Consider the following 25,181-nt stretch of genomic DNA (forward strand, 5'->3'; position numbering starts at 1 on the left):
TGACGTAATCATTGTCGTATATTCGTACGTCCATGATTAATGGTAAATGCCGAACAGTGTATCGCGTAATTTGGGTTAAAGGGTTGTATGATTAAGTTTTTCGTTTGTAAAAAGAGAGAGCAAATGTTCGAACTGTTGGAGGAAACGCACTTCATCATTTTGCAGGTTTTTGAGAAATCTAATCAAGAGGGTGATATAAAAAAGTAAAAGCAACTTTTTTCACAAAAGTTGCTTTTACTAAGATTTTAATAGGTATTAGTTTCTAAGGCAAAAAGATTGTTTAGGTTATCACACGCAAAATAACGGCGAATCACACTAATTTACAAATAAATTATTATATTATAAAACATGTTTTGGGGCTTGTTTATTTCCCAAACCCTTTTTCATTGCTCATATTTCAGTGGAATCTGGCAGCCATTCCCTGCACGGAATCAATGATTTGTCCGTTGCAATAAGCCAAAGCCCCGTTGACAAAAGTCTTTTGAACGGCATGATGAAATATTTGCCCTTCCATGGGCGACCATCCGCAATGATACAGGCTGTTTTCGGGAGAAACCGTCCATGTCTTGTGCGGATCGACTAATACAAGGTCTGCATAATATCCGGGACGAATGTATCCGCGGCGGTCGATACCGAAGAGGGTTGCCGGATGATGCGACATCTTTTCTACTACTTTTTCGGGGGTGAAAACACCTTGATATGCTAATTCGAGCATGGCTGTCAGCGAATGTTGCACCATCGGTCCTCCCGATGCCGCTGTAAGGCACGAACCCGCTTTTTCAGATAGCAGATGTGGAGCGTGATCGGTTGCCACAACATCAATCGTGTCGTCCGCTACGGCCGCACGTAAGGCCGTGCGATCGGCCATCGTTTTGACGGATGGATTCCATTTGATGCGGTTACCGTAGACCGCATAGTCTTCGTCGGAGAACCATAAATGGTGGATGCAAGCCTCGGCCGTGATCCTTTTTTCTTCCAGTCGTTTGGTGTTATCGAACAGCTTAAGTTCTTTCGCCGTCGACAGATGTAATACATGCAGACGTGTCCCCAATTTATCGGCTAACTCCACAGCCTCTGACGAGGAGGCATAGCACGATGCTTCGTCACGTATTTTGGAGTGAAAAGAGGCTTCTAATTCCTCTCCGAACCGGTTGATGTAAAATGATTTGTTGTGCCGGATAATCTCTTCTTTCTCTGCATGAACGGCAATCAGCAAATCTGTTTCTCCGAAGAATCGGCGTAGCGTCTCCGGACGATCTACCAACATATTACCGGTCGAAGAGCCTAAGAATAATTTCAAGCCGGGGATCCGCGTTTGATCAAGTTTGTGAATTTCTGTAAAATTATCGTTCGTACCTCCGAAAAAAAACGCGTAATTAGCTATGGAAGTCTCGGATGCACGTTGCATCTTCCATTTCCATTCGGATAAGGTGACGGTCTGAGGTTGCGTATTGGGCATGTCCATGTAGGTCGTTACTCCTCCGGCTACAGCCGCGCGGCTTTCGCCGGCAATGCAGCCTTTGTGTGTCAGTCCCGGTTCACGAAAATGTACCTGATCGTCAATCACGCCGGGTAACAACCATTGCCCCGAAGCATCCATGATCGTCGCTCCTTTCATGTCTGTCTGCGGAGAGAGAGTCTCTCCTTCGTAAATTGCGGAAATAAAACTTCCTTCAATCAGCACCGAACCGATGTATGAGCGCCCCTCGTTGATGATCGTGGCATTTCGGATCAAGGTTTTCATGATGCTTCTGTCTTTTTTCCGTGACCGATAGCAGGATGATTCTTCTTCTTTTGCGGATATTTGCGAAAGAAGCTCCACCACTTCAGTTTTAATACTCCGAATAAGGCTTCTCCAAAGATGGATGTGTTCATTTTCGAGGTGCCTAACACGCGATTTACAAAGATAATCGGCACTTCTATGATTTTGAAGCCACACTGGTGGGCCGTATATTTCATTTCGATCTGGAAAGCATAGCCCTTAAAACGTATCTTGTCCAATTCGATGGTTTCGAGCACTTCTCGTCGATAGCATTTAAATCCGGCTGTCGTGTCACGTACTTTCATGCCGGTCACGATACGTACATAAGTAGAAGCATAATAAGACATGAGCACCCGTCCGAGCGGCCAGTTCACGACATTGACCCCGTTACAATAGCGCGAACCGACTGCTACATCGGCTCCCTGTTCCGTACAGGCTGCATAGAGCCTCGGCAGATCATTCGGATTGTGGCTGAAATCGGCATCCATCTCGAAGATGAAATCATAACGATGTTCGATCGACCATTTGAAGCCGCAGATATATGCTGTTCCCAAACCTTGTTTACCCGATCGCTCAACGAGATGCAATTGCTCCGGAAACTCGTTCTGAAGTCGTTTAACAATCGCGGCCGTGCCATCCGGCGAGCCGTCGTCGATAATCAGGATATGGAATGCTTTCTCAAGGCCGAAAACGGCCCGGATGATGTTCTCGATATTTTCCTTCTCGTTGTACGTCGGAATAATGACAATGCTATCCGTTTTCATACATTATATTTATATATGCTGCGAAATCTAATGCCTGAACTTTTTCAGAGGAGGCGTTGTTTTTATTTGCTTCACAAAGGTAGAAAATAATTTTTGAAGGCCTACGGATTGGAAGATATTTGTTAAAATTTCACCTTTTTGCTTGGCTTACTTTCATTATGAAACCGGTCGAGGGTTGTCACGACATACGTGTACCTGCCCTTTGGGTCTGACATCATGCGGCAGGATGGCTCGCTCGTCACGGTAAGAATGGCAGAGGATCGTCCGGTGTCGCACTTTTCATCTTGAGCAAAACGGTAAACAACGTAACGGAAGGCCTGTTCCGGATGACCGGAATGTTGCGGAACATCCCATCGTAGTACGACCCCGTCGGTAGCACGTTCGATCCGTACATTACGCACGGTTTCGGGGGCTTGGGCGTGCATGTGTGTGTAAGGTGGGATCAATGCCGGATAGCGGTGCCAGATGCGTTTCAGGCTGTCTACGACTCCTCCGTTGTTCCAGAACAGTTCATTGGCGGGCCAGAGCACATGCCCCTGTACGTGTTTCGACTCGCGTTCTTCGAGCATCTTCGAGGTAAGCTGTCGGGCAGCCATCGTGCGCTTCACACTTTGTCCGATATAAAGAGGAATATCCGTTTTCTGGTTGTTCCACCAATGAATTAAGGTCATATAATCGGCCGATTTATGTCCGATCTCCCAATAGAGTTGCGGCACACAGTAATCGACCCATCCTTTTTTCATCCAGAGCAGGACATCGGCGTAAAGATCGTCGTAATTTTGCAGTCCGCGCGTATCGCTTCCGTGTTTGTCCGAGCTTTTGTTGCGATAAATTCCGAAAGGGCTGACCCCGAACCTCACCCATGGCTTCGTTGCGGTGATAGTCTGCTTCAACTCTTGAATAAGCCGGTTCACATTGTCTCGTCGCCAGTCGTCCCGGTTGGCAAGTGTGTAACCTGCCGGTTTGCCGTAGCGTTCGAAACTCTCCGCATCGGGAAATTCTTCGCCTGCCACCGGATACGGATAGAAATAATCGTCGATATGGATCGCGTCTACATCGTAGCGATGTACGATATCTCTCACCACTTGTCGGATAAATCTTCGGCAATCGGGAATTCCGGGATCGAACAGGGTTAATCGATTGTACTTTACAAACCATTCGGGATGAGTATGGTAGATATGCGTGTCGGCAAAGTCCGAAAAGTCGGTGGTTCCGGCACGATAAGGGTTCAGCCATGCGTGAAACTCCATTCCACGGCGATGGCAGGCATCAATAAGGAACGCCATCGGGTCAAAGTCCGGCTCGTCCGGGGCGACACCCTGAGTGCCGGTCAGAAAGCGACTCCATGGCTCGTACTGGGAGATATAAAACGCATCGGCTTCGGGACGCACCTGAAAAAGGATGGCGTTGATGCCGTAATCTTTCAATCGGTCGAGCCGTTCGTTCATCAGTTCGCGGAAGGCTTGAGACGAGAGGGTTTGGTAGTCATTCTGATGCACTGTCTGAATCCATGCTCCGCGAAATTCCCGTTTAGGATACAATAACTTCTCCTGCTTTATCATTCGTGAAGTACCACATGATGAACAGAGAACCAGTAAGCCGAACAGAAGAGGGGAGAAAGAAAGTTTGATATTTGATAGACGACAGTTATTTTTCATTGTTTGTATGTTTTTGTGTTCGATGATCTGAGGAAATCTTTTTAAATGTAAATCATGTTTTTTGTTTCGTTTCCGAAAGGTTCCGATTGGATCGTTTCGATGAGGGGAAATCCGCCCGAATCACTTCTTCCAATCCTTTACGCAAGTCGTATGATGGTTCGAAGCCGAGCGCTTCGCGCAACGGCTGCACGTCGCAAATCCAATTTCGCTGTTTCAGGATGTTGTACTTGTCGGTGTTAAGCGTTGACGGACGGTTTCGCAGACGACTGATTCTCTCGGAGCAGAAACATACGAGGTACGCGAGCCTTAACGGGATACGCGCATGAAAGACATGCTTCTTCTGAAGAAGTTCCTGTATCAATCCGGCAAATTGTGTATCGGTATGAACATCGCCGTCGGCAACAAAGAAGTGACGGTTTACGATCTCTTTATTTTCCAAGGCCAGAAAAACGGCTTTAGCCAAGTCCTTCACATAGATAAATGTAAGCCGCTGGGGGATTTTTCCGACTTTAAAGTCGAATCCCGAACGGATGCTTGCGATGGCCATTCCGTAGTCTTTGTCGCCCGGTCCGTAGACGCCGGTAGGTCGGAGAATGATATAAGGGAATGCCTTCTGCTTTCGCACATAGCTTTCGGCCAGTAGTTTGCTTTTTCCGTAAATGGTGTCAGGTCTCTGCGGGTCGTTCAGCGAGATGGGGCGGAATGTTTGCTCATCGCCTTTGCCATAGACGCTCAGGCTGCTCATCAGCAGGAATTTTTGGGGATGTCCGTTGGTTGCGGCCAAGGCTTCGAGCAGGCGGCGTGTGTTTTCGGCGTTGACCTCAAAGAAGTCGGCCGACTGCACAGCCTTTGTCAGCCCCGCGTTATGCACGACAAAATCCCATGCTCCGTGCACCGAAATATGCTCTTGCAGTTGTTGGGTCAGCATGTCGACATCGTTGTAACGAAGATCGATACAATGTATTTGGTCTTTCGGCAAACGGTCCAGCGAGCTGCTTTTACGCACACCGGCCCACACTTCGTAGCCTCGCGCGAGGGCTTCCTGAACGAGAAAACTCCCGATGAATCCGCTTGCTCCTGTAATCAATATTTTCATCGGTACAAAGATAAACACTTTTCGCCTACAGAAACAAGATAGACTATGAATATTTTGCGGCGGTCTGCTGTTCCGGTGAAGGTTTTTGAGGTTTTAAGGTGTTTGACAAATGATCATATACTCGATCGTTTTGTTGAAAAAACAATGGTCGGAAAACATCGTATATTTTCGTTTTAATTCATATATTCGCAGCCGGATTAAGAAAAACAGATGCCGCGAAAACAAAAATACCAGCATATTAAACGCCGTGATAACTACGTTGTATCGCACTAACCTCTTGCGATAAAACATGAGGAGAGCCTCTCTGTATCGCTTTCTTTTGACAATGTGGCTTTCTCTTGTTTTTTACTTGTCTTTCTAATCTAAAACTTTTAAATATTTCAAACGAATATGGAACTTCCTTTTTCAGAATCCTACCGTATTAAAATGGTAGAAACCATCAGAAAAAGTTCGCGTCCGGAGCGCGAACGATGGATTAAAGAGGCGAAATATAACCTCTTTATGTTAAAAAGTGATCAGGTGTTTATTGATCTGCTTACCGACTCGGGTACGGGAGCAATGAGCGACAGGCAATGGTCGGCCATTATGTTGGGCGACGAGAGCTATGCCGGTGCCCGCTCTTATTATGAGATGAAGCATGCGATCAAAAACATTCTCGGGTTCGACTTCTTTTTTCCTACACATCAGGGGCGTGCAGCCGAGAATGTGTTGTATTCGGCAATCATCAAAGAAGGAGACGTGTTGCCCGGCAATTCGCACTTCGACACTACGAAAGGACACATCGAATATCGTAAGGCGACGGCGCTCGACTGCACCATCGATGAAGCGGTCGATACACAGCTCGAGATCCCTTTTAAGGGCAATGTGGATGTAAGAAAGCTTGAAAAAGCACTTCAGACAACGTCGAAAGAAAAAATCCCGTGTGTGGTGTTAACAGTGACGAACAATACGGCCGGCGGACAACCTGTTTCGATGGAAAATATCCGTGATGTATCGGCGCTCTGCAAGAAATACGGGGTACTCCTGCAAATCGATGCGGCTCGTTTTGCCGAAAATGCTTACTTTATCAAGACACGCGAGAAAGGTTATGAAAACAAAACGATCAAGGAGATCGTGAAAGAAATGTTTTCGTACGCAGACATCATGACGATGTCGTCGAAAAAAGATGCGATCGTCAATATGGGCGGTTTTGTGGCATTCAAATCCGAAGAGCTGTGGAAGCGATGCCAAATGTTTTGTATCATGAACGAAGGCTTTATCACCTACGGCGGCATGAGTGGCCGTGATATGAATGCATTGGCTGTTGGATTGGACGAAGGTACCGAGTTCGATTATCTTGAAACACGCATTAAACAGGTGGAGTATCTCGGCCGCAAGTTCGACGAATACGGCATTCCGTATCAGCGACCGGCCGGTGGACATGCGATCTTTATCGATGCGAAGAAAATCCTGATGCACGTCCCGAAGGAAGAGTTTATTGCGCAAACACTCGGTATTGAGCTTTATCTCGAAGCAGGCATTCGCGGAGTCGAAATCGGTGCTATTCTTGCCGACCGCGATCCGGTGACGCACGAAAACCGCTATCCGCGATTGGAGTTGTTGCGTCTTGCGATTCCACGTCGTACATATACGAATAATCACATGGATGTGATTGCCGTAGCATTGAAGAACGTATATGACCGACGCGAAGAAATCAAGCACGGGTATCGCATCGTCAAAGAAAACCCGATTATGCGCCATTTCACCGTCGAACTGGAGAAAGTGGAATCATGAAAATAAATGTTTATACTGAATAGATGAAATTCAAAGGAGGGGATAACCAAACAGAAAGTTTGGGTATCCCCTCTCTCGATATAAAAGTTAATAAAGCAATTCGCTTTTTTGATTATAAAAAAATAAGATCAATATCCAGGATTTTGTTTGAGAGTTCCTCTCGACAAATCAATTTCACTGAGTGGTATTGCCCACAGGTAGTCTCGTTCAGGGTTAAATTTCCGCTTCTCAATAAGTATTGGCTTCTTGTCTGTACTTCTTTTTCCGTATACCGGCTTAGTTACCGCAATTTCGGTCGTTTTCCAACTTCGGGTATCGAACAGGTACATTCCTTCAAATGTAAATTCAAGACGACGTTCCAAACGGATCGCTTCGCGCATCTGATCTTTTGTCAATCCGTTAGGTAAAGTCGGAAGTTTTACGCGTTGCCGCACTTTGTTTACCGCATCGTACACTGCCTCATCGGGAGTGCCCAGTTGTTCGTTGCGTGCTTCGGCATATGTTAGCAGCACTTCAGCATACCGGATAAAGATGAAGTTTGTCCATCCGTATTCGTTTTGCCCGTCGTTTTTGGGGTTGATGTATTTACGCATTGTGTATCCCGTTCGCGAATGGCCATCTTTCTTCTCAGCTACATACTTTTTATCGACAATCTCCTGTCCGTCCCAGAGAATGGAAGCACTCAGACGCGGATCACGATTTTCAAAGGGTTTCTCCGGATTATATAGCGGTGACTCCTTAATTGATTTTCCATCGGTACACGGATATGCGTCTACCAGATCTTGGGTAGGTGATAAAGCTTCCCATCCTCCCATCACGATAGGAGCAAAGAACTGGTCAATCAAACTGCCGAGATTACGGTCAGGAGCCTTTTCCATATACTGCCGATCGAAGATGACTTCGGCATTGTTCTCATGCTCTGGCAGGAACAAGCTTTCATAGCTATCATATAGCTTATATGTTTTTAAATCAATTACTTCTTTGCTTGCTTTCTCGGCTGCTGCATAGTCGTGGAAATAATAAGCGGTGCGTGCTTTCAGTGCCAGTGCAGCACCTTTAGTAGGACGTCCATAGGCTGATTTATCACGGCTGATCGGGAGTACGGCTGCTGCTTCGTCGAGTAACCGGGAGATATAGGCATATACTTCCTTTTCTGTTTTACGTTCGGGAACAGCTTCATTCAGTTGAAGCGGATGATCCAGTATCGGTACGCCACCCATGTATTTTACGAGTGTAGTGTAGAAAAACGCTTCAAGGAACTTTATTTCGCCTGTTAGTGACTGCTTAACATCGGCTGACATCGTAACTTTGTCGATGTTCTCTTTATATATGAGACAACGTCGGATACCCGAATATGCATCATTCCATAATTGCAGGAAATGCGCATTGCTTGCAGTCGCCGTACCGGCTGAGAGTGCGCCTTGTTCTGCAAAAACGTGTACAGGAATGGCATTATCCGTATAACAGTCTGTCATGATTGTATGGTTCTCCGTTTGTACGAGATAACGGAATGTACCAATCAGAAATTTAGTTGCGTCTTCTTCCGTTTTCCAGAAGGAAGCATCCGACTGGGCATCACGGGGCGCCCGTTCCAGAAAACTGTCGTTACATGCTGACCAACCAAGTGTCAGGCACAATGCAAGAGATATACTCTTGTAATTTATATGTATTTTTTTCATTAGTTAATTCCTCCTTTTTGATTAAAATGAGACATTCAGTCCAAATGAATAGCTGCGCGTCATCGGGTAGTATGTACCGCTTTCGCCTGTATCTCCAGCCGGTGACTCGGGATCGGCACCTTCGAATTGGGTCAATGTAAACACGTTGTCAATGCTGCAATATAGCCTGACTTTGGAAACACCTTGTTTTATCAGCCAATGATTCGGTAATGTGTAACCTAATTGGATATTACGCATCTTCAGATACGATGCATCTTGTACCCAGAACGAAGAAAGTTCGTTTTTGGGCTGGTTTTTTTCGGAGTTTTTAATACTCAGGCGAGGGAAAGAACCGTTCGGATTCTGTGGTGTCCAGCGATCGAGATGTTTGTCTGTTACCTTTCCACTGTTATAGAAAGCATAGCGTACTTCTTTTTTTACCAGTCCGTCTACAGCAGCGGCACCTTGTAAGAGGGTTGAGAAGTCGATACTTCTATATTCGAAGCCTAACCGCAGTCCGTAATTGATTTTTGGGAAGTAGCTGCCGATAAGTTTCCGGTCATTCGCATTAATCACGTTATCGGGTTTTCCGTCTTTCCCGCTGATGTCACGGTATTTCAGATCGCCCGGAACGGGAGTCCCCATCGTTTGGCGCGCATGATTTTTGATTTCTTCTTCGGTGCGGAATATGCCGTCGGATATATAGCCATAGTATGCCCATACAGGGTCACCTACTGATCGGCCACCTTTAATATCTCCACCTTGCAAGTCCGTGATTTCGTTATGCACGTAGCTAAAGTTGAAGTTCGCATAATATTTGAAATCTTTATTTGCCTGCCCATTATATCCCAGTTGTGTTTCAAATCCGATATTACGTACTTTTCCGGCGTTCTGCATGGGTGGGTTTACTCCGGCAATTCTCGGGATAGGCAGGTTTAACAGGATGTCTCGCGTATCTTTGACGAAGAAATCGCCCGAGAACGTCAGCCGGCCGTTCAGGAATCCGGCATCGACTCCCACGTTAATTTGGCTTGTCTTTTCCCATGTGATGTTTTTGTTGGCCATGGTACGGGAGATGGAAATACCCGGTGCCAGCATATTACCGAAGCTGTAAGTGGGCGAGAGGCTGGAACGGCTCTCGGCATATACATATTTTTCGTAAAATGCGTAGCTTCCGATTTCCTGATTGCCGAGTAATCCCCAAGAAGCGCGTAACTTTAGGTTGTCGACCCAGTCGGCACGGAAAAATTCTTCTTCCGAAAGACGCCATCCGAGCGATACGGATGGAAAAGCACCGAAGCGTTTGTCTTTTGGGAAGCGTGAGGTGCCGTCGTATCGTAGATTAGCCTCGATCAGGTAACGGTTGTCGTAATTGTAATTGATACGTCCGAACACAGAGCGCAGTGCATATTCCGTTTCGTAGCCGGCTGTTTGTTGCGTAGTGGCATCGCCGGCGTTGATTTGATCAAGTTGGTTGGACGAAGGTAGATTTTTTCGTGATGCCCTCAATATGCGCCAGTTATTGTATAGCTGCGAATAACCCAGCAATCCGCTCAGAGTGTGCTTGCCAAAGGTTTTATTATAATCGAGATAGGCTTGTAGATTGACCTCAAAATTTTTACGGTCTTCGTTTATGAGTGAACTCTGCTTCGATTGAATTGGTTTATCTGAGTCGGCCGTATAATATTGCATGGCATGTTCGAAGTCATGCATATCAATCAGATAAGAGGTTACGGCTGCATTTCCTCTGAGCGTAAGTCCATCGATGAGTTGGTAGTTGAGGGAAACGTTTCCATGCATATTCGTGCGGTAAGCCGTTGAAGTTCCTCCTTTTCGTGCATAAGCTACTGAATTATGTTCGTTCTTGAACAGGCCGTAGTTCCCGTTTTTAAATTGGATAGGGGTCACCGGTGTTTCTCGGAAAGCATAATGCATAATCGTTTGCATGCCGGCAGCCGGCTCAATGGATCGGCTGCGATAAGCCGAGAGATTTAGGCCGAGCGATAGTCGTTGTGTCAGGTCGGCATGAAGATTGGCACGTACATCATATTTATTGTATGATGTGTTTGGGATCAGCCCTTTCTTGTCGTGATATCCGAACGAGGTGGAATAACGCACACTTTCGCTTCCTCCCGAAATCGAGACGTAATGGTTATGAAACATTCCGTTTTCGCTCAGTAGCGTGCCCAGCCAATCACTGTCGGCGTAGTGGTCGGGGTCGGATCCGTCTCTGAATCTCTTGAGTTGTTCCTCTGTATAAGGGGCAGCAGCACCGTCGTTCGTATGCGCTTCGTTAAAAAGCACGGCAAAGTCATAAGCATTCAGGAACTTGGGTAATCGCAATGCCTTTTGCCAGCCAACGTAGTTGTCGTATGATATTTTGGCTTTGCCTTGTGTTCCTCGTCGTGTGGTAATCAGGATCACGCCGTTAGCAGCACGTACCCCATAGATCGACGAGGCTGCGGCATCTTTAAGTACAGAGATGCTCTCAATATCGTTCGGGTTGACACTGTTCATCGATGATTCCACACCGTCGACAATGACCATAGCCGAGGCTGCCGCATCGTCGTAACTGTCACGGATGGTACCGATACCGCGTACGCGCAGCAGGCCTGCGTCGGCACCGGGTTGTCCGGTATTTTGTACGATCGTTACCCCGGTCATCTGACCTGCCAGCATGTTAGCCACGTTCGGAGTGGTGCGATTTTGCAGCACATCGGAGTTGACCGAAGACACGGCGCCGGTCAGGTTGACTTTCTTTTGGGCACCGTATCCTACGACAACGACTTCTTCCAGCAGTTTTGTGTCGTTTTGCATTACGACATCGATCACTTGACGACCGTTCACAGCCACACTTTGCGGTTGCATTCCCACATAACTGAATTGCAGGGTAGCATTTGTGGGTACATCATTGAGCACATAATTTCCGTCCAGATCAGTGACTGTCCCATTCGACGTCTGGTTTTGTACAATGACCGTGGCCCCGATCACCGGCTCACGATTGGCATCGGTGACGGTGCCCCGCACCGTCGCCGTTTGCGCATAGATACTCGAGGAAAGTGCCCACAGAACGCAAAGCAGCCATCCTCGCCATAAATACATCACGTTTTTTTTCTTCATTACGATTTTAATTGTTAAATAATACGTTTGGTTTATAAAAAAATACTGTTATTGTTTTACGTTGCAAAAAAATATGCGGATAAGAAGACGATTTCTTTCCGCATATTTACTACTTATTCCGTTCTCATGGCTGTAAGCCTTCCTGATCTCCGTCGCCTCCTTCTTTCTTCAAGGTGCGATTGCTTTGCCGCGCCTCTTTGATGAGCTCGTTCAGATCGTGATAAAGGTCACTCCATCCCGACACATTCTCCATGGCCGAAACGAGTGAGAACAGATCACGCAAAGACCGTTCCAGACTGCGGCGGATACCCGATGCCGAAGCTTGCTGCCGCAAGACCGAATTCGCTTCCGTCTGCTCGGCGCTGATTTTCTCGAACGCCATCTGTGCGTTTTTCAATGCCGTGTACTCGTCCAATAGCCCGAGCATGCTCAGATGAGCCGTACTTTCGGGCCTATCCATTCGTTTGAGCAGGGTCTGCATAACGATATTCTGATCGGCATACGAGAGATTGTTAACATCGCCCGACTCCTCAAAAATCGTCAGCAAAGCCCGCGCAGCCTGTCCGCGTGCCGTGTCGGAAAACACCGCCAATCCCTGGAGCATCCGGCGGAAAGCACGATAAAGCCGGTCGCGCACTAAATCTGCTTGTGCCACCGGATCGCCCAACCCGCTGTAGATGTTCTTGACCAGCACTTGCTGATAATGGTCATTGCTCGTTTTCAATACTTCCAGCAGCGGATTATCTTTGAGCAGCGTGGCAGCGTAGACCGACGATGCGGCGATAACCCGATTGCTCAGATTGCCCAATACTTTGGTCGATAGTCTACCGTAATTGATACGTAACATTGTTTCAATGGATTAAGTTAATAAATAAACATCGTGTATGACATCCGTTCCGATCGGAATGGATGCGTCCGTAGAGTTCGCGGAAACTTCCGTCGGCAGCCGGAAGTTTGGGCGAGAGTTGCGGAAACCTTCGACGAGAATCGGATATTCCGGCGACGTACGCGGAAACCGTTCGACCAGAATCGAACATTCCGGCGACCTTTGCGGCGACTTTCGACGGAAATCGGACGTCTCCGAAACCTTCGCGAAGCCTTTCGACGGGAATCGGATGTCCTAACGATCTTCGCGAAGCCTTTCGACGAGAATCGAAGCCATTCGGCGGAATTCCGGTATCACTTGAAGGTTTCATTATCATCGTTTCTTTTAAAAGTAAGATACTTGAACAATTGCCTGTAAAGGCGGTGTTCTGTACGAGCTTATTTTTTGTTATCCCAATACGTCGTGCATCTCTTCGAGGAAAGTTTTGTAGTCGTTGAGGCAGTGCCGAATGACTTCGTAGGCTTCCTCGCACCCGTAGGTATGCGTAATTTCGACCCTTCTTTTCTCGCCCGGCATATCTTTATATGTCAGGAAGTAGTGTTTGAGCCGTTCGGTAACGACGCTGGGCAGCTCGCTGATGTCGTTGTAATTGCTGTAGGTGGCGTCGTTTTTGAGTACGGCGATGATTTTATCGTCGGCTTCCGATCCATCCAGCATCCTGAGTCCGCCGATGGGACGTGCCGAGGCGATGATATCGCCATGTGCAATGTCTTTTTCGGTCAGGATGCAGATGTCGAGCGGGTCACGGTCGCCGGAGATATTTTCGCGTTTAATCTGTTCCATACAGTGTTGAGCAAACGACTCACCGCAATAGCTCTGCGGGATGAATCCGTAGAGCGCCGGCACCACGCTCGAATAGCGCTGCGGGCGGTCGATACAGAGAAACCCATTTACTTTGTCCAGCTCATACTTGACGGTGTCGGTCGGTACCATTTCGATAAATGCCGTGACAATTTGCGGCGCTTCTTTTCCCACTTCGATGCCGTGCCATGGGTGTGACCGGTAGCGCAGCCCCATCAGACGTGTGATGGTATCGTTCAGTTTATTATACATAGCATTTCAAAGTTTGTTAACGCAAAGGTAACGTTTTTTTTATCCCTACATGTTTTTTTTCGTTTTTTTGTCGCGGAGACGGCATGGTTTTTCAACGGAAGCCGCCTCCCTCACATGCAATGATTCACTACCGACTTGAGCGATCCGATATATTGCTACAGTCAGGCCCGCTTTTGTTTATCTTCGGGAACATGTTATTTTACGACTATTTTTTTGGATATACTTTTTCCTTCTGATCGGACAGTTACAATATATATACCGACGGGAATTGCTGGTAGCGCAAGGGTTGTGATATAAGGTGCTACGGTTTGCCGGAAAACCTCCATTCCCTGCATGGAGTATATGGCCACCGAACGGCTTGCTCCTTCGTCCCCGATATGCAGCGTACGCCCTTCCGGCGATACGAATACCTGTGTGTCGTTCCTGATCAGTTCGTTGCCGACTGTTTCCCAGATAAAGACCTTGTCGTATTTCGGTGATTGATAAACCAACTTATCGTCCTGATAGAAGGCTAACAGTTCCTGGCCGGGAGAACCGGGCAAATACACGTATAGGCTGAGAAACCCGTTCGTACTGCCGATTCCTTCTATCCATACGTTTTCAAATGATGGATGATATGAGCCCGATGGAGTGATAAGAGTTGATTCGAGGGTGAATCGCCGATGATCCTTGTGGTTGATTTTAACCGTATCCACCTTTTTTACGATGTGGCGGGTGGAGTCGTCATTCCAATTCATTGTATTAGGAGCTTCCGACGAATAGAACATGCTTCCCATCGTGTAAAAAGTATCTTTTTCGGCTACATCGAAATGGTACAGCAGTCCATCCCGATTTCCCCATGCCGGACGATACCATACTTTTTTTCGTCCGATATCTTCGTACAGATATCCTCCTTTACGCCATTTTTTTGCATCTTTATCGAACGTATGATAAAGTGTCCGGTATTTCCGTCCGTCGATCAGGGTATCGCCTTCCAACTTGTATATGTATGTCCACTTTCCTTCTTCGTGCCGTTCCTCCAGATTGTTCCACCGGTTTGTTTCATTCAGCAGTGGAGAATAGAAATCCTCTATCTCCATCGGATCTTCGGGGATGCGGGGAGTTCCCAATTTCTCGACCAGCGGTACGATATTTTTAAAACGTGTTTTAATCATTCGGTCGAATGGCATGGAATATTTGTTTTTCTTTTCATTGGCAAAATATAACTCATCGCTTTCCAAATAAACACTATCACATTCAATTTGATAGACATCCCTCAGCCAGTCTGTTACGGCATCGGGGAAGGCTTGCTCGAAGGCCGTCGGATGGTAGCGATTGATGGCTGCGGCAAAGTCCGGATGTTTGTCTGATTTCAGGATGAAGACGAAACCCCAAGCCGTTGGAAACGTAGCACCAACCGGAACATCCTGCTTATTGGGAATATACATATAGTATTTCGCTTTGTGGGCATCTGCCGATATTCCATTCAGCATCAAGGCGGCCCATATAATCCATAAAACATTCCATTTCTTTTTCATTGTTTTTCAATTTAGATTGTGTTTGTACTGTGTATCTTCTTTTTTTTATTTTTTCCGAATTACATCATGCTCGGAGCACGATGTACTTTGTATGAACGCATAAAAATCAATTTTAAGCATCCGTGTCTATCACTTGCCAGAAGACCGCGGGCAGCCAGATGTTCGGGATATCGATTGCCTGACGGAACAATGGCGCGATTTCTTCGGGTATGAATCCTGCGATGCCGCATCCGATAGGGGTTACAAGAAAAGTCTGTTCCGGGTGCTCTTTGGCGAAAGCGACAAATTCATCGACATACGGTCTGAGGGTTTCCGCGAATCCCTGCATGGTCGGGATGGCGTAGCTTTGACCCTGCAATCCGACGCCTTGTCCCCAGATGGCGCCAAACTTCTCCGTGGCAATACGTGCCGCGCCACCGGCGTGCATACCCTGCAGGTTGCTGCCAAATACGAAGATTTGGTCTTCTTCCAATGAATCAATCCGCGTGGGAGTTGTTCTTTCTTTTCTGTTTTTCTTCATTCGTTTATTTTTTGATGGGTAAATCTGCGTAATGATAACGAAGGATACGGGTAAGCAGGTGTTTGATCCATACAACGAGAAATGCGAAGACCAAACGTGTCAGCATGACCCATAGAAACGGGGCACCGATTGCTACGAAAATCAGCGTGTCTTCGAGCTGAGAATGCGAAATGGCCAAGTGATAGTTAAGCAAGTTGCTATCGCGGCGCGAAATCTTATTCGCCTCCAGCTGCTCCATCATAATAGCGCTGCCGTAACTCAATCCCACGATGTTGCCTACGAGCCACAGAAACGAACAGTTTCGTGGAAGTCCGAAAAGCATCATGACCGGCGCCATCGCTGTCGACAGGCTTTTCAGCAGCCGGAACTCTTCGAGGATGTAATGCAGAATCATCAAGGCCGACACGATCACGAAAAATAACAGGATAATCGACAATGAACTTTTGAACCAGAGAACGAATACGTCAATTAATGAGGTGCATACACTGGTATCAGCGGCCGAACCGACTGTCATATCATATCCTTCATACGGCATCACGCGATGTACGGCGAATGCGATGACAAAGCTCATCACCACACGCAGCACAAACATCCCCGCGAACGATGAGCCGGTCTTGCTTTGTACGGCACATTCGACCAAAAGATTGTGTGAAACAAGGCACATCAGTGCAATAAGGGTGACTTCGCGGACAGTCAAAGGCATGGACGCAATCAGCGTAATCGGCGCGTATAACGGAGTGAATACACTCGTCAGGAAAATGATCGCCGTCTCGCCCGGCAGACCGATGAGCGAAAAAGCCGGTTCAAGGAAGACCGAAACTTGTGCCAGTATACCCGAATATTGAAGCAGCCGCACAAGCAGAGAGACGGGCAGAATAATTTTCAGTAGCCAGAAGCATGTTCGGCATGCTTTGGGTACGGCCGATCTGATACACCTCCCTATTCTTTGTCCGACCGTTTCCATACGTTACTTCATAAACACCCGGCTCATCTCGCGTTTATCGTCGCGCTCCTTGATGGATTGGCGCTTGTCGTATTCCTTTTTTCCCTTGGCAATGGCGATGACAACCTTGGCCAGTCCCCGGTCGTTGATAAAGAGGCGGGTAGGGATGATCGTAAAGCCGTTATCTTTTGCGGCTGTTTGAATCTTGCGAATCTCTTTCTTGTTCAGTAGCAGCTTGCGATCGCGACGAGCCACGTGGTTATTGTACGTACCGTAGAAGTATTCCGTGATATTCATGTTCTTGACCCATACTTCACCTCGCTCGACGTAGCAGTATGTATCGACCAAACTCGCTTTTCCCAAACGGAGGGATTTGATCTCCGTACCGGTCAGTACGATGCCGGCGGTAAATGTTTCGAGCAGTTCGTAATCGAACGTCGCCCGTTTATTTTTGATCAGTATGTTGTTACTTAATTTTTCTTTGGCCATGATATGCGTGTTTAAAACCGGAGTCCCGGCATCAGTAGAAATAGCAGTCGGTCGATTAGAAACGGCGTTCCGATAATGACGACCGAAGCCAATATCGTAAATTTTACTTGCTCCTCTTCTTTCACTTTCATATACGGGCGTGCTCCCATCCACACAATATAGGAAGTGTAGAGGATAAACATCCACAGAAAGATAAATTCCGGCAAGAGGGCTAATAGGATAAGGAGGACAAACATGAGCGAAGACGAATAACCGACAAATCGTTGGATCAGTTTCATGTTGCGCGGCTGTTTGAACACTGAGCGCCAGAGTTCGTTCAGCAGATAAGCGCCGAGGAAGAATCCTCCCATCGAAGCAACCAGTATTTTAATCGAAGATTTCAGGGCGATCTGGAAATCGAACTCTTTCCGCGTGAATAATACGCCCAGAAAAGCAGAGAGCGCGATTAGTCCGAATAAAGGATACACAAAGCGTGAGAGAAAAGTCTCGGTGCTTTCCTCTTTCCGGCTTAGCGCCTCCCATGCTTCCGAAGGTTTGAAGATAACGGCGATCAGCCGATTGAATATTTCTTTAAACATATATGGTCTCTTTTCCGATTGAATGGGCAAAGGTAAAAAAAAAAGGACTATTCTCTTCGCGTTCGTCCCGATAAAAATACAAAAGGCGGTGTGTCATAACGGGCGAACTGCTTCGTTGCTTGCGGAATGTGAGCTCGGTCACATACGTTCGTATGCTCCCTCGCTTTCAGCCTTAGCGCCCCCTAATTTCAGCCTTTCTTACACACCTAAAGAGGGTGTGCCCAAACATTGCGTTTTGACACACCCTCCTTTCTCAAAGTTACAAAAACAATATTGATCAGCTTTTCTGTTTATCCAGAATCAATTTCACTTCAAACGGTCCTACTTTTTCACCTTTCGCCCATTTCAACTTACCGTCTTTGACAGACGACGCATAGTTGAATCGAAGATAAAAGCGAGTGTTACCTTTGCCTTGTTCGCTGCGAGCAGCCGTTTCCAGATAATCTTTAATCTGGTAAGCATTGGCTACCATCATATCGGTTTCCGATTTGGTTCCCGGTGTCTTGACTTTGGCACGCACGAAAACATCGTAAATTCGCTCACCGCCTTCTTCCTTTACCATGTTGTCCGCATTGTATGTCAGGAACCAGTAATTCTTTTGATCCACCGGCTGCTTAAGCGCATGTCCGACGAACAGATAGCCTTTTACATAAGAAGGAAGTGGCAGGTAAGGATTCTTAATACATGGGTTTTCGATTGCCACTTCTTTTTCCAGCATCTTGGCTGTATCCGGCGCACCGGTATCTGTAAATTTCATGATCGTGTATTGGTCCAGTTCAGCCTTTTCTCTGACGACTACGGTATAGTATCCGTTCGTTTTAACGACGTTCGACGCGTTTTCCGGAGCATCATAGTTCAAGTCGAAACTTGCAACGATACATGCTCCTTCTTTCACATTCTTAAAATGCGGCGAATAAAACGGCCCGATAGGTGTGGCATTATCTAATACATGTTTCATCGCTTTTGTGTCGAGTCGCACAACGCCTACGGTTGTCCCCGACTGACTGTTACTTCCCCCATCCAGACAGGATGTTAACGTTACCGTCGCTGCTAAAGCCACAGCGCACCAACTAAATTGTTTCATTTTTCTTTTTGTTTTTTATGTGATTAATAAAATATTGTATTGTCTCTTTTTGCCTTTCATGTCTCTTTCTCTCTTTAGAGTCCTAGCCGAAGCCCGGCCTGCAAAGATACGTAAAAAGGTTTCTCCGAACGAATCGTTTCGATCGCGCTTCCGTTATCGAAGTAATAATTCGCATTCCCTTCGACGTAGGCACTCAAGTAGCGGAATAAAGGATAGCTTGCTCCCGTGCGCGCATTGACGGACCATTGCCATTCTTTCATCCGTACCGACGCATGTTGTGTATTGACCATCTCGTTTCCGTAATAATAATCGGTATCGATGCTGCCGGCCACGTTCCATTCGACCATGGCGCCGGCACCCGCATAAAAGCGTACACCCTGCCATTCGGCAATCTTGTAATTTACGCCCAGAGGGAGCCCGACAAAATGCAGCCTTTGTTTAGCCTTGCCTTGCCGAATGGCTACTGTGCGCCAAGTCGATGTCATATATGTATAGGTCAAACCGCTTTGCAGAGCCCAACGCTCTGAGAGTTGGTAGCTGACTCCTATCCCGAATGAGAGTGGTCGTTTATGCGATACATCGATTCTGTTCATCTTCTCGGCGTGATCAAAGGATTTTAGTTCCGAATAGGCCGGCAGATCATTATTCATGAAACCGTTTGCGAAAAAATTTGCTCCGTCTGCGCCGGAATGGCTACCGGTCGAGAAACTTCCGCCTCCCATCCCGAATCCCCAACGGCGTTTTGCGGCTGCTCGGTGTGAGGGCCGGGGAGAAGCATCTGCGATTAACGGCCGTTCATTGTCGTCTTGGCGGTTTTCGGGCACGGCTTCCTTTGTCGGCGTATCCTCCTTTCGGTGATCTCGCACGTCATTCGGTCGCTCTTCTTCCGCGCGTTTCTCTGTCGATGTCGTTTCGGGGGCTTTTTCACTTTTTTCAGGCGTGGGGTAGAGGCTTTGAGGTTTTTCTTTGGGCGCAGTATACGTTGCTTGTGCCGTCAGGTCTTTGTCTTTACGCACAGGCAATGGCCGGCGGGTGGCCGGCGACACCGGATTTTCATCCGTCCTCTCTGTCGCGGCCTGCCCATCGGTCTTGTTTGCTTGTGGCTTTACCGGAGATGCGGGTATGTCCCGAACGTCACTTTTCTGTACCTCTGCGATCACGGTGTCTTGCTTCTCCTGAAACCACAGTCGGTAGCCACCGCCGAGTAGCAGCAGCGACACGACAGCAGCGGCAGCCCAATAAACCCACCGTCGCGGTTTCATTCTGACAACCGGTGCTTTATCCGACAGACGGTTGGCAATCGCCTCCCAGTCGCCCGGATCCGGTGTTACTTCAAAGTGCTCCAGTTTCGTCCGGATCTCTTCTTCCCACTTATCCCGCTTTTCCATATACTTGTTTCTCTTCTTTTTCTATTTTATTCTGTTCTGTAACCAACGTCGTGCCCGCATATATTGCGAACGCGACGTACTCTCTTCAATCTGTAGCATCCCGGCTATTTCTTTATGCGAATATCCTTCGATAGCAAAAAGGTTAAATACCGCACGCAGACCGTCCGGGAGACTTTGGATCAAGTGCATCAGGTCGTCGGCCGAGAGTTTTGAAACAGCCGTTTCTTCGTTTGTCGAATAGTCTGCAATGCTGTCGATGTCGACCGTGTTGCGGTAGACGCTCGTTCTGCGCAGATGTTCCAGCGATTCGTTGACGAATATCCGGCGTATCCATGCTCCCAAAGGGCCTTCTCCCTTATATCCTCCGAAAGATGAAAAGACTTTGACAAAGCCGTCCTGCAATACATCGCGTGCAGTCTCCCTGTCGCCAATGTAGCGCAGACAGACACCCATCATTCGGGGGGAATATAATTCATACAGCTCTTTCTGAGCCGTCCGATCTCCTTCTCTACAACCTGTAATCAGTTGTTCTTCGTTCATCATTCTGTTCTCGGTACAACGTTTGCAACCGTTATCCATCCTCCATGATGCAATTCCGGGTAGAAACGTTGCACTGCCGTCCTCTTTTTTTTTGCAAAAATAATATAAATCGTGAAAGTCGATTAAGTCGATGATAGGATTCTTTTTTCGTCTTTTCTTGGTAATTTGTTTTAAGTAAGTGTGTTGTGTTTTCTTTGGAGAGCGCTGGTAAATTGTTTGCAGGGGTATATTTTCGGTATGGAAATATCGAGTAAGTAAAATCCGTATTCTAAAAAAATGACTACTTTTGTCGCAATAAAATGATCATAAACTTCAAATAGTTATGTACGGAAAATTTCAATCTTTCCTGCAACAGGAATTGGCTGATATCGAATCAGCGGGATTATACAAAAAGGAACGTATTATCAAGACACCCCAGAAAGCGGATATTCGGGTGAATGAAGGAGAAGAAGTACTGAACTTCTGTGCGAACAATTATCTCGGACTCTCAGACCATCCGCGTCTTATCGAGGCTGCTAAAAAGGCAATGGATCATCGTGGGTATGGCATGTCGTCCGTTCGTTTTATCTGCGGTACGCAGGATGTGCACAAGCAGCTCGAAGCCGAGGTGTCGGAGTATTTCAGAACGGAAGATACGATTCTTTACAGTTCGTGTTTCGATGCGAACGGCGGACTTTTCGAGCCGTTGCTCGGTGAAAACGATGCGATTATTTCGGATGCGCTGAACCATGCCTCGATTATTGACGGTGTGCGTCTTTGCAAAGCCAAACGTTATCGTTATGCCAATGCCGATATGGACGACCTTGAGCGTTGTCTGAAGGAGGCACAGGCACAGCGGTTCCGCATCATCGCCACCGACGGGGTCTTCTCGATGGACGGCAACGTAGCACCGATGGATAAGATTTGTGATCTGGCAGAGAAATATGACGCGTTGGTGATGGTCGACGAGTCTCACTCGGCGGGAGTGGTCGGACCGACGGGGCGCGGAGTGGCCGAACAGTTCGGAGCGTATGGCCGGATCGATATCTTCACCGGTACGCTCGGTAAGGCTTTCGGCGGCGCTATGGGCGGCTTTACGACCGGCCGGAAAGAAATTATAGACTTGCTGCGTCAGCGCTCGCGTCCGTATCTGTTCTCTAATTCACTGGCGCCGGCGATTGTGGGGGCAAGCATCGAGATGTTTAAGATGCTTAAAGAAAGTGACGCGTTGCATACGAAGTTGGCCGAAAACGTGACTTACTTCCGCGACAACATGCTGCAAGCGGGTTTCGATATCAAACCGACGCAATCGGCGATCTGTGCCGTGATGCTTTACGATGCGAAGCTGTCGCAGGTGTTTGCGGAACGTATGCAGGAAGAAGGTATTTACGTGACGGGATTTTATTATCCGGTCGTGCCGAAAGAGCAGGCGCGTATTCGCGTTCAGCTATCGGCCGGTCACGAAAAAGAACATCTCGACAAGGCGATCGCTGCATTTATCAAAGTCGGCAAAGCGCTGAACGTAATTAAATAATGAGCTTCCGACCGGAGAAAGAAAACGATGAATCATCCTTATGATGGACAGTAACTTTCATAGTCACTGTACTTTTTGCGACGGACGCAGTCATCCGGAAGATTTTGTGAAGTTTGCCGTTGCGCGCGGGTTTCGCGCGTACGGCTTTTCTTCGCATGCGCCTCTTCCGTTCGAGACGAGCTGGAATATGACGAGGGACGATATGCCCGAGTATCTGGTAGAAATCGAACGACTGAAAAAGAAATATGAAGGGAGAATCGAACTGTATGTCGGTCTGGAGATTGATTATCTGGACGAAACGTATCATGCCGCGATTCCTTTTTTTCAGGAACTGCCGCTCGACTATCGGATCGGGTCGCTTCATTACCTCCCTTGGCAAAAGCCGTTGGCCGAAGCGAATATGGTATGCATCGACGGACCGTACGAAGATTTCAGGGCGAGTGTCGATACGCATTATGGCGGGGATATCAGCCGACTGACGACCGACTTCTTCGAGAGCTCGATGCGGATGGTCGAAACGGGTGGATTCGATGTGGTCGGGCATATCGATAAAGTCTATATGAACGGCTGTCGTTATCCCGGATTCGACCGAAATACCGATCGTTATCGGAAACCTTTCCTTTCTCTTCTCGATCTGATTGCCGAGAAAGGACTGATTGTCGAAGTGAACAGTAAGAATGTGAAACGCAAAGGACAGACGTATCCTCATGCCGATACATACCGCGCATTGAAAGAGCGGAATATCCCTGTGATGGTCAATTCCGACTGCCATTTTCCCGATTTGGTCAATGACGGCCGCAACCAGACGATTGAGTTGCTCCGCACCGTGGGCTTCCGAACACTGCGCGAGCTGGTAAAAGGAGCATGGACGGATGTGCCGATAGATTGACCGCATTGATAAACCGTAACTATTTTATATGGTATTTAAACCGATTTGTATTGAGGACAAAGAGCTTATAACGTCTTTTACGTATTCTTCCGCGTTCCAGAATTGCGATTTCGCCTTTTCGAATATGTGCAGTTGGAGATTTCTGTACGAGAGTGAATATGCCGTCTTCGAAGGAAATCTGCTTATTCGTTTTTATATCGAAGAAAAAGAACCGAAGCGTATGGCTTATATGTTTCCTGTCGGGAACGGGGATTTAAGACGGGCGGTGGAAGCGCTCGAAAAAGATTCTTACGAGATGATGGGAGAGGGGCATCCGTTGCTCATCCTCGGGGTGACTTCCGAAGCACGGAAAAAGCTGGAAGAACTGTTTCCGAACGAATTCGCCTACGTTGCCGAGCGAGACTATTTCGACTATATTTATCTGCGTGAAGAATTGCAGGCGTTGAAAGGGAAGAAATGGCAGGCTAAACGTAATCATATCAATAAATTTAAGAGGCAGTATGAATATACGTATATTCCCATCACGCCCGAAATTGTTCCGCAGTGTATGGCGCTGGAGCGGAAGTGGGTACGGGCAAATGAAAACGAAGAGAATACGGATGAACTGTTGAACGAGCATCGTTCCATGACGTTTGCCATGCATCATTTCAAAGAGCTGGAGCTGTTCGGAGGTGCGATCGTGGTTGAGGGGGAAATCGTGGCGTTTACGTACGGCTCGCCGATTAATTATCAAACGTTCGGAGTGCATGTCGAAAAAGCCGATACGAACTACGAGGGCATTTTCAGCCTCATCAATCAGGAATTTGTGTCGCGTATTCCCGAACAATACGTTTATATCAACCGCGAGGAAGATCTGGGCATTCCGGGGCTGCGCCAATCAAAGCTGTCGTACAATCCGGTGATGCTGCTCGAAAAGAATGGGGCAATCAAAAGGCGATGAATGAGATTGCGAGACGTCGGCAGCTTGAAACGCTTTGGCAAACGGTGTTTCACGATTCGGACGAATATGTGCGGATGTTCTTCGATCGGGTTTATCTGCCGGAAAATACATTCGTCATCGAACCGGAGGGTCGGGGAGTCATCGCCATGTTGCAGACTGTTCCCTATGAAGTGAAGATCGAGTCTGCCATTCTGCCTTGTGCGTATGTGTGCGGGGTCTGTACGCATCCTTCGGAGCGAGGCAAAGGATATATGAAAGCCCTGATGCAGGATGCAATGCACGCGATGCGGAAGCGTGGGTTTGCTTTGTCGGTGCTTATCCCCGCCGAGCCGTGGCTGTTTGAGGTTTACAGACGTTACGGATATACTGTGCCGATTAACGTGGGGGGAGAACACTATGTGGTCGATCGGATGATGGAGCAGGTGGATACGTATCGAATCGTACCTTGTTCCGAAAAGACGTATGACGCATATTTCGACCTTGCCCAGCGTCGCCGTCGATGCGCTGTTCTTCACGATGCCGCCGATTTCGAAACGATCCGCCTCGACTGCCTTGCCGATGGCGGTCATGTCTGGGTAGCTCTCGATGAAGACCGTCCTGTTGGGATGGCGTTTGAAGCACCCGAATCTTCTACGGATGTTTTGATCAAAGAGATTTTGTACGACGATCCGGCCGTCAAGGATGCGTTGATCAGGTATATTTTGATTCGTCATCGCGCACAGACGGCTTTCGTGCGCGTACCGCATTCGGCCGGCCGGCCGGCGCAACCTTACGGACTTGCCTGCCCGCTTGACGAAACGGTCAAACCCTCCGACTTGCAGCGTGTTTTTATGTCGCTGATGTTGGATTGATAAGGTTTGTTCTGTTCACGTTCGGTATAGTCGAAATAAATTTCACTCTGCCTTTGTTCTATCGCAAAATGCATGATCTTGAAATTCCCTGCGCATCTCGTCCAAATTGTCTTATAGGACTTTTCAAATTGTCTTATAGGACAATTTAAATTCTCTTAT

Annotated in this window: 22 protein-coding genes; 6 read left to right on the forward strand and 16 right to left on the reverse strand. The window is 47.5% G+C overall.

The features are described from left to right. Window positions 1-397: 397 nt before the first annotated feature. From EII41_RS10035 to EII41_RS10050, 4 genes are all read right to left on the reverse strand, one after another. Window positions 398-1,744, reverse strand: a complete 1,347-nt coding sequence (locus tag EII41_RS10035) for a dihydroorotase (protein ID WP_411292596.1) — start codon at window positions 1,742-1,744, stop codon at window positions 398-400. Further along, entirely contained in the window at window positions 1,741-2,526 is a 786-nt protein-coding gene (locus EII41_RS10040; protein WP_124750544.1) for a polyprenol monophosphomannose synthase, read from the reverse strand. Before EII41_RS10040 ends, EII41_RS10035 begins: the two co-directional genes overlap by 4 nt. A 122-nt stretch (window positions 2,527-2,648) precedes the next feature. Further along, a complete protein-coding gene (locus tag EII41_RS10045; protein WP_260425553.1) occupies window positions 2,649-4,088 on the reverse strand; it encodes a glycoside hydrolase family 10 protein in 1,440 nt (479 codons plus the stop codon). A gap of 148 nt (window positions 4,089-4,236) precedes the next feature. After that, a complete protein-coding gene (locus EII41_RS10050; protein ID WP_124790484.1) occupies window positions 4,237-5,280 on the reverse strand; it encodes an NAD-dependent epimerase/dehydratase family protein in 1,044 nt (347 codons plus the stop codon). Between the two features lie 390 nt (window positions 5,281-5,670). On the opposite strand from EII41_RS10050, the gene EII41_RS10055 reads away from it, so the two are divergent. Beyond that, window positions 5,671-7,053, forward strand: a complete 1,383-nt coding sequence (locus EII41_RS10055) for a tryptophanase (RefSeq protein ID WP_124790485.1) — start codon at window positions 5,671-5,673, stop codon at window positions 7,051-7,053. A gap of 128 nt (window positions 7,054-7,181) precedes the next feature. Here EII41_RS10055 and EII41_RS10060 read toward each other — a convergent pair whose 3' ends face one another. The 3 genes from EII41_RS10060 to EII41_RS10070 all read right to left on the reverse strand — a co-directional run bounded on the left by EII41_RS10060 (window position 7,182) and on the right by EII41_RS10070 (window position 12,678). After that, window positions 7,182-8,723, reverse strand: coding sequence for a RagB/SusD family nutrient uptake outer membrane protein (locus EII41_RS10060; RefSeq protein WP_411292597.1), 1,542 nt, complete (start codon window positions 8,721-8,723; stop codon window positions 7,182-7,184). A gap of 30 nt (window positions 8,724-8,753) precedes the next feature. After that, window positions 8,754-11,831 (reverse strand): SusC/RagA family TonB-linked outer membrane protein, encoded by a 3,078-nt coding sequence (locus EII41_RS10065; protein ID WP_124790487.1) that lies wholly within the window; start codon window positions 11,829-11,831, stop codon window positions 8,754-8,756. A gap of 124 nt (window positions 11,832-11,955) precedes the next feature. Next, on the reverse strand, window positions 11,956-12,678 hold the full coding sequence (locus tag EII41_RS10070) for a DUF6261 family protein (RefSeq protein ID WP_124790488.1): 723 nt from the start codon (window positions 12,676-12,678) through the stop codon (window positions 11,956-11,958). Between the two features lie 37 nt (window positions 12,679-12,715). On the opposite strand from EII41_RS10070, the gene EII41_RS10075 reads away from it, so the two are divergent. After that, a complete protein-coding gene (locus tag EII41_RS10075; protein WP_124790489.1) occupies window positions 12,716-12,955 on the forward strand; it encodes a hypothetical protein in 240 nt (79 codons plus the stop codon). A gap of 149 nt (window positions 12,956-13,104) precedes the next feature. Here the strand turns inward: EII41_RS10075 and EII41_RS10080 are convergent, their stop codons facing one another. The 9 genes from EII41_RS10080 to EII41_RS10120 form a co-directional block, all read right to left on the reverse strand. Further along, window positions 13,105-13,770, reverse strand: a complete 666-nt coding sequence (locus tag EII41_RS10080; RefSeq protein ID WP_124750548.1) for an inorganic pyrophosphatase — start codon at window positions 13,768-13,770, stop codon at window positions 13,105-13,107. A 194-nt stretch (window positions 13,771-13,964) separates the two neighbouring features. Next, window positions 13,965-15,287 (reverse strand): T9SS type A sorting domain-containing protein, encoded by a 1,323-nt coding sequence (locus tag EII41_RS10085; RefSeq protein ID WP_124790490.1) that lies wholly within the window; start codon window positions 15,285-15,287, stop codon window positions 13,965-13,967. A gap of 112 nt (window positions 15,288-15,399) precedes the next feature. Continuing rightward, window positions 15,400-15,807, reverse strand: coding sequence for a hypothetical protein (locus EII41_RS10090; RefSeq protein ID WP_124790491.1), 408 nt, complete (start codon window positions 15,805-15,807; stop codon window positions 15,400-15,402). A gap of 4 nt (window positions 15,808-15,811) precedes the next feature. Further along, window positions 15,812-16,771, reverse strand: coding sequence for a nucleoside recognition domain-containing protein (locus EII41_RS10095; RefSeq protein ID WP_124790492.1), 960 nt, complete (start codon window positions 16,769-16,771; stop codon window positions 15,812-15,814). A 3-nt stretch (window positions 16,772-16,774) separates the two neighbouring features. After that, window positions 16,775-17,239 (reverse strand): SsrA-binding protein SmpB, encoded by a 465-nt coding sequence (smpB, locus tag EII41_RS10100; protein ID WP_124790493.1) that lies wholly within the window; start codon window positions 17,237-17,239, stop codon window positions 16,775-16,777. Between the two features lie 11 nt (window positions 17,240-17,250). Next, entirely contained in the window at window positions 17,251-17,817 is a 567-nt protein-coding gene (locus EII41_RS10105) for a YIP1 family protein (protein WP_124790494.1), read from the reverse strand. Between the two features lie 277 nt (window positions 17,818-18,094). Beyond that, window positions 18,095-18,901, reverse strand: coding sequence for a hypothetical protein (locus tag EII41_RS10110; protein WP_124790495.1), 807 nt, complete (start codon window positions 18,899-18,901; stop codon window positions 18,095-18,097). 74 nt (window positions 18,902-18,975) lie between these two features. After that, complete coding sequence (locus EII41_RS10115; RefSeq protein ID WP_124790496.1) at window positions 18,976-20,289, reverse strand: outer membrane beta-barrel protein; 1,314 nt, start codon at window positions 20,287-20,289, stop codon at window positions 18,976-18,978. A 21-nt stretch (window positions 20,290-20,310) separates the two neighbouring features. Then, on the reverse strand, window positions 20,311-20,829 hold the full coding sequence (locus EII41_RS10120) for an RNA polymerase sigma factor (protein WP_124790502.1): 519 nt from the start codon (window positions 20,827-20,829) through the stop codon (window positions 20,311-20,313). A 322-nt stretch (window positions 20,830-21,151) separates the two neighbouring features. Here EII41_RS10120 and kbl point away from each other — a divergent pair, with 322 nt between their 5' ends. Genes kbl through EII41_RS10140 form a run of 4 tightly spaced genes read left to right on the forward strand, consistent with a single transcriptional unit; the run spans window position 21,152 to window position 25,022 of the window. Next, the gene (gene kbl / locus EII41_RS10125) at window positions 21,152-22,342 is read left to right on the forward strand and encodes a glycine C-acetyltransferase (RefSeq protein ID WP_124790497.1); all 1,191 of its coding nucleotides are present in this window, start codon (window positions 21,152-21,154) and stop codon (window positions 22,340-22,342) included. A gap of 40 nt (window positions 22,343-22,382) precedes the next feature. Further along, on the forward strand, window positions 22,383-23,231 hold the full coding sequence (locus EII41_RS10130) for a histidinol-phosphatase (RefSeq protein ID WP_124790498.1): 849 nt from the start codon (window positions 22,383-22,385) through the stop codon (window positions 23,229-23,231). 28 nt (window positions 23,232-23,259) lie between these two features. Then, window positions 23,260-24,171, forward strand: coding sequence for a DUF2156 domain-containing protein (locus tag EII41_RS10135; RefSeq protein ID WP_124790499.1), 912 nt, complete (start codon window positions 23,260-23,262; stop codon window positions 24,169-24,171). Beyond that, the gene (locus EII41_RS10140) at window positions 24,168-25,022 is read left to right on the forward strand and encodes a GNAT family N-acetyltransferase (protein WP_124790500.1); all 855 of its coding nucleotides are present in this window, start codon (window positions 24,168-24,170) and stop codon (window positions 25,020-25,022) included. Before EII41_RS10135 ends, EII41_RS10140 begins: the two co-directional genes overlap by 4 nt. Window positions 25,023-25,181: the final 159 nt, after the last annotated feature.

Source organism: Tannerella forsythia (assembly GCF_003860135.1).
Classification (GTDB): Bacteria; Bacteroidota; Bacteroidia; order Bacteroidales; family Tannerellaceae; genus Tannerella; species Tannerella forsythia_A.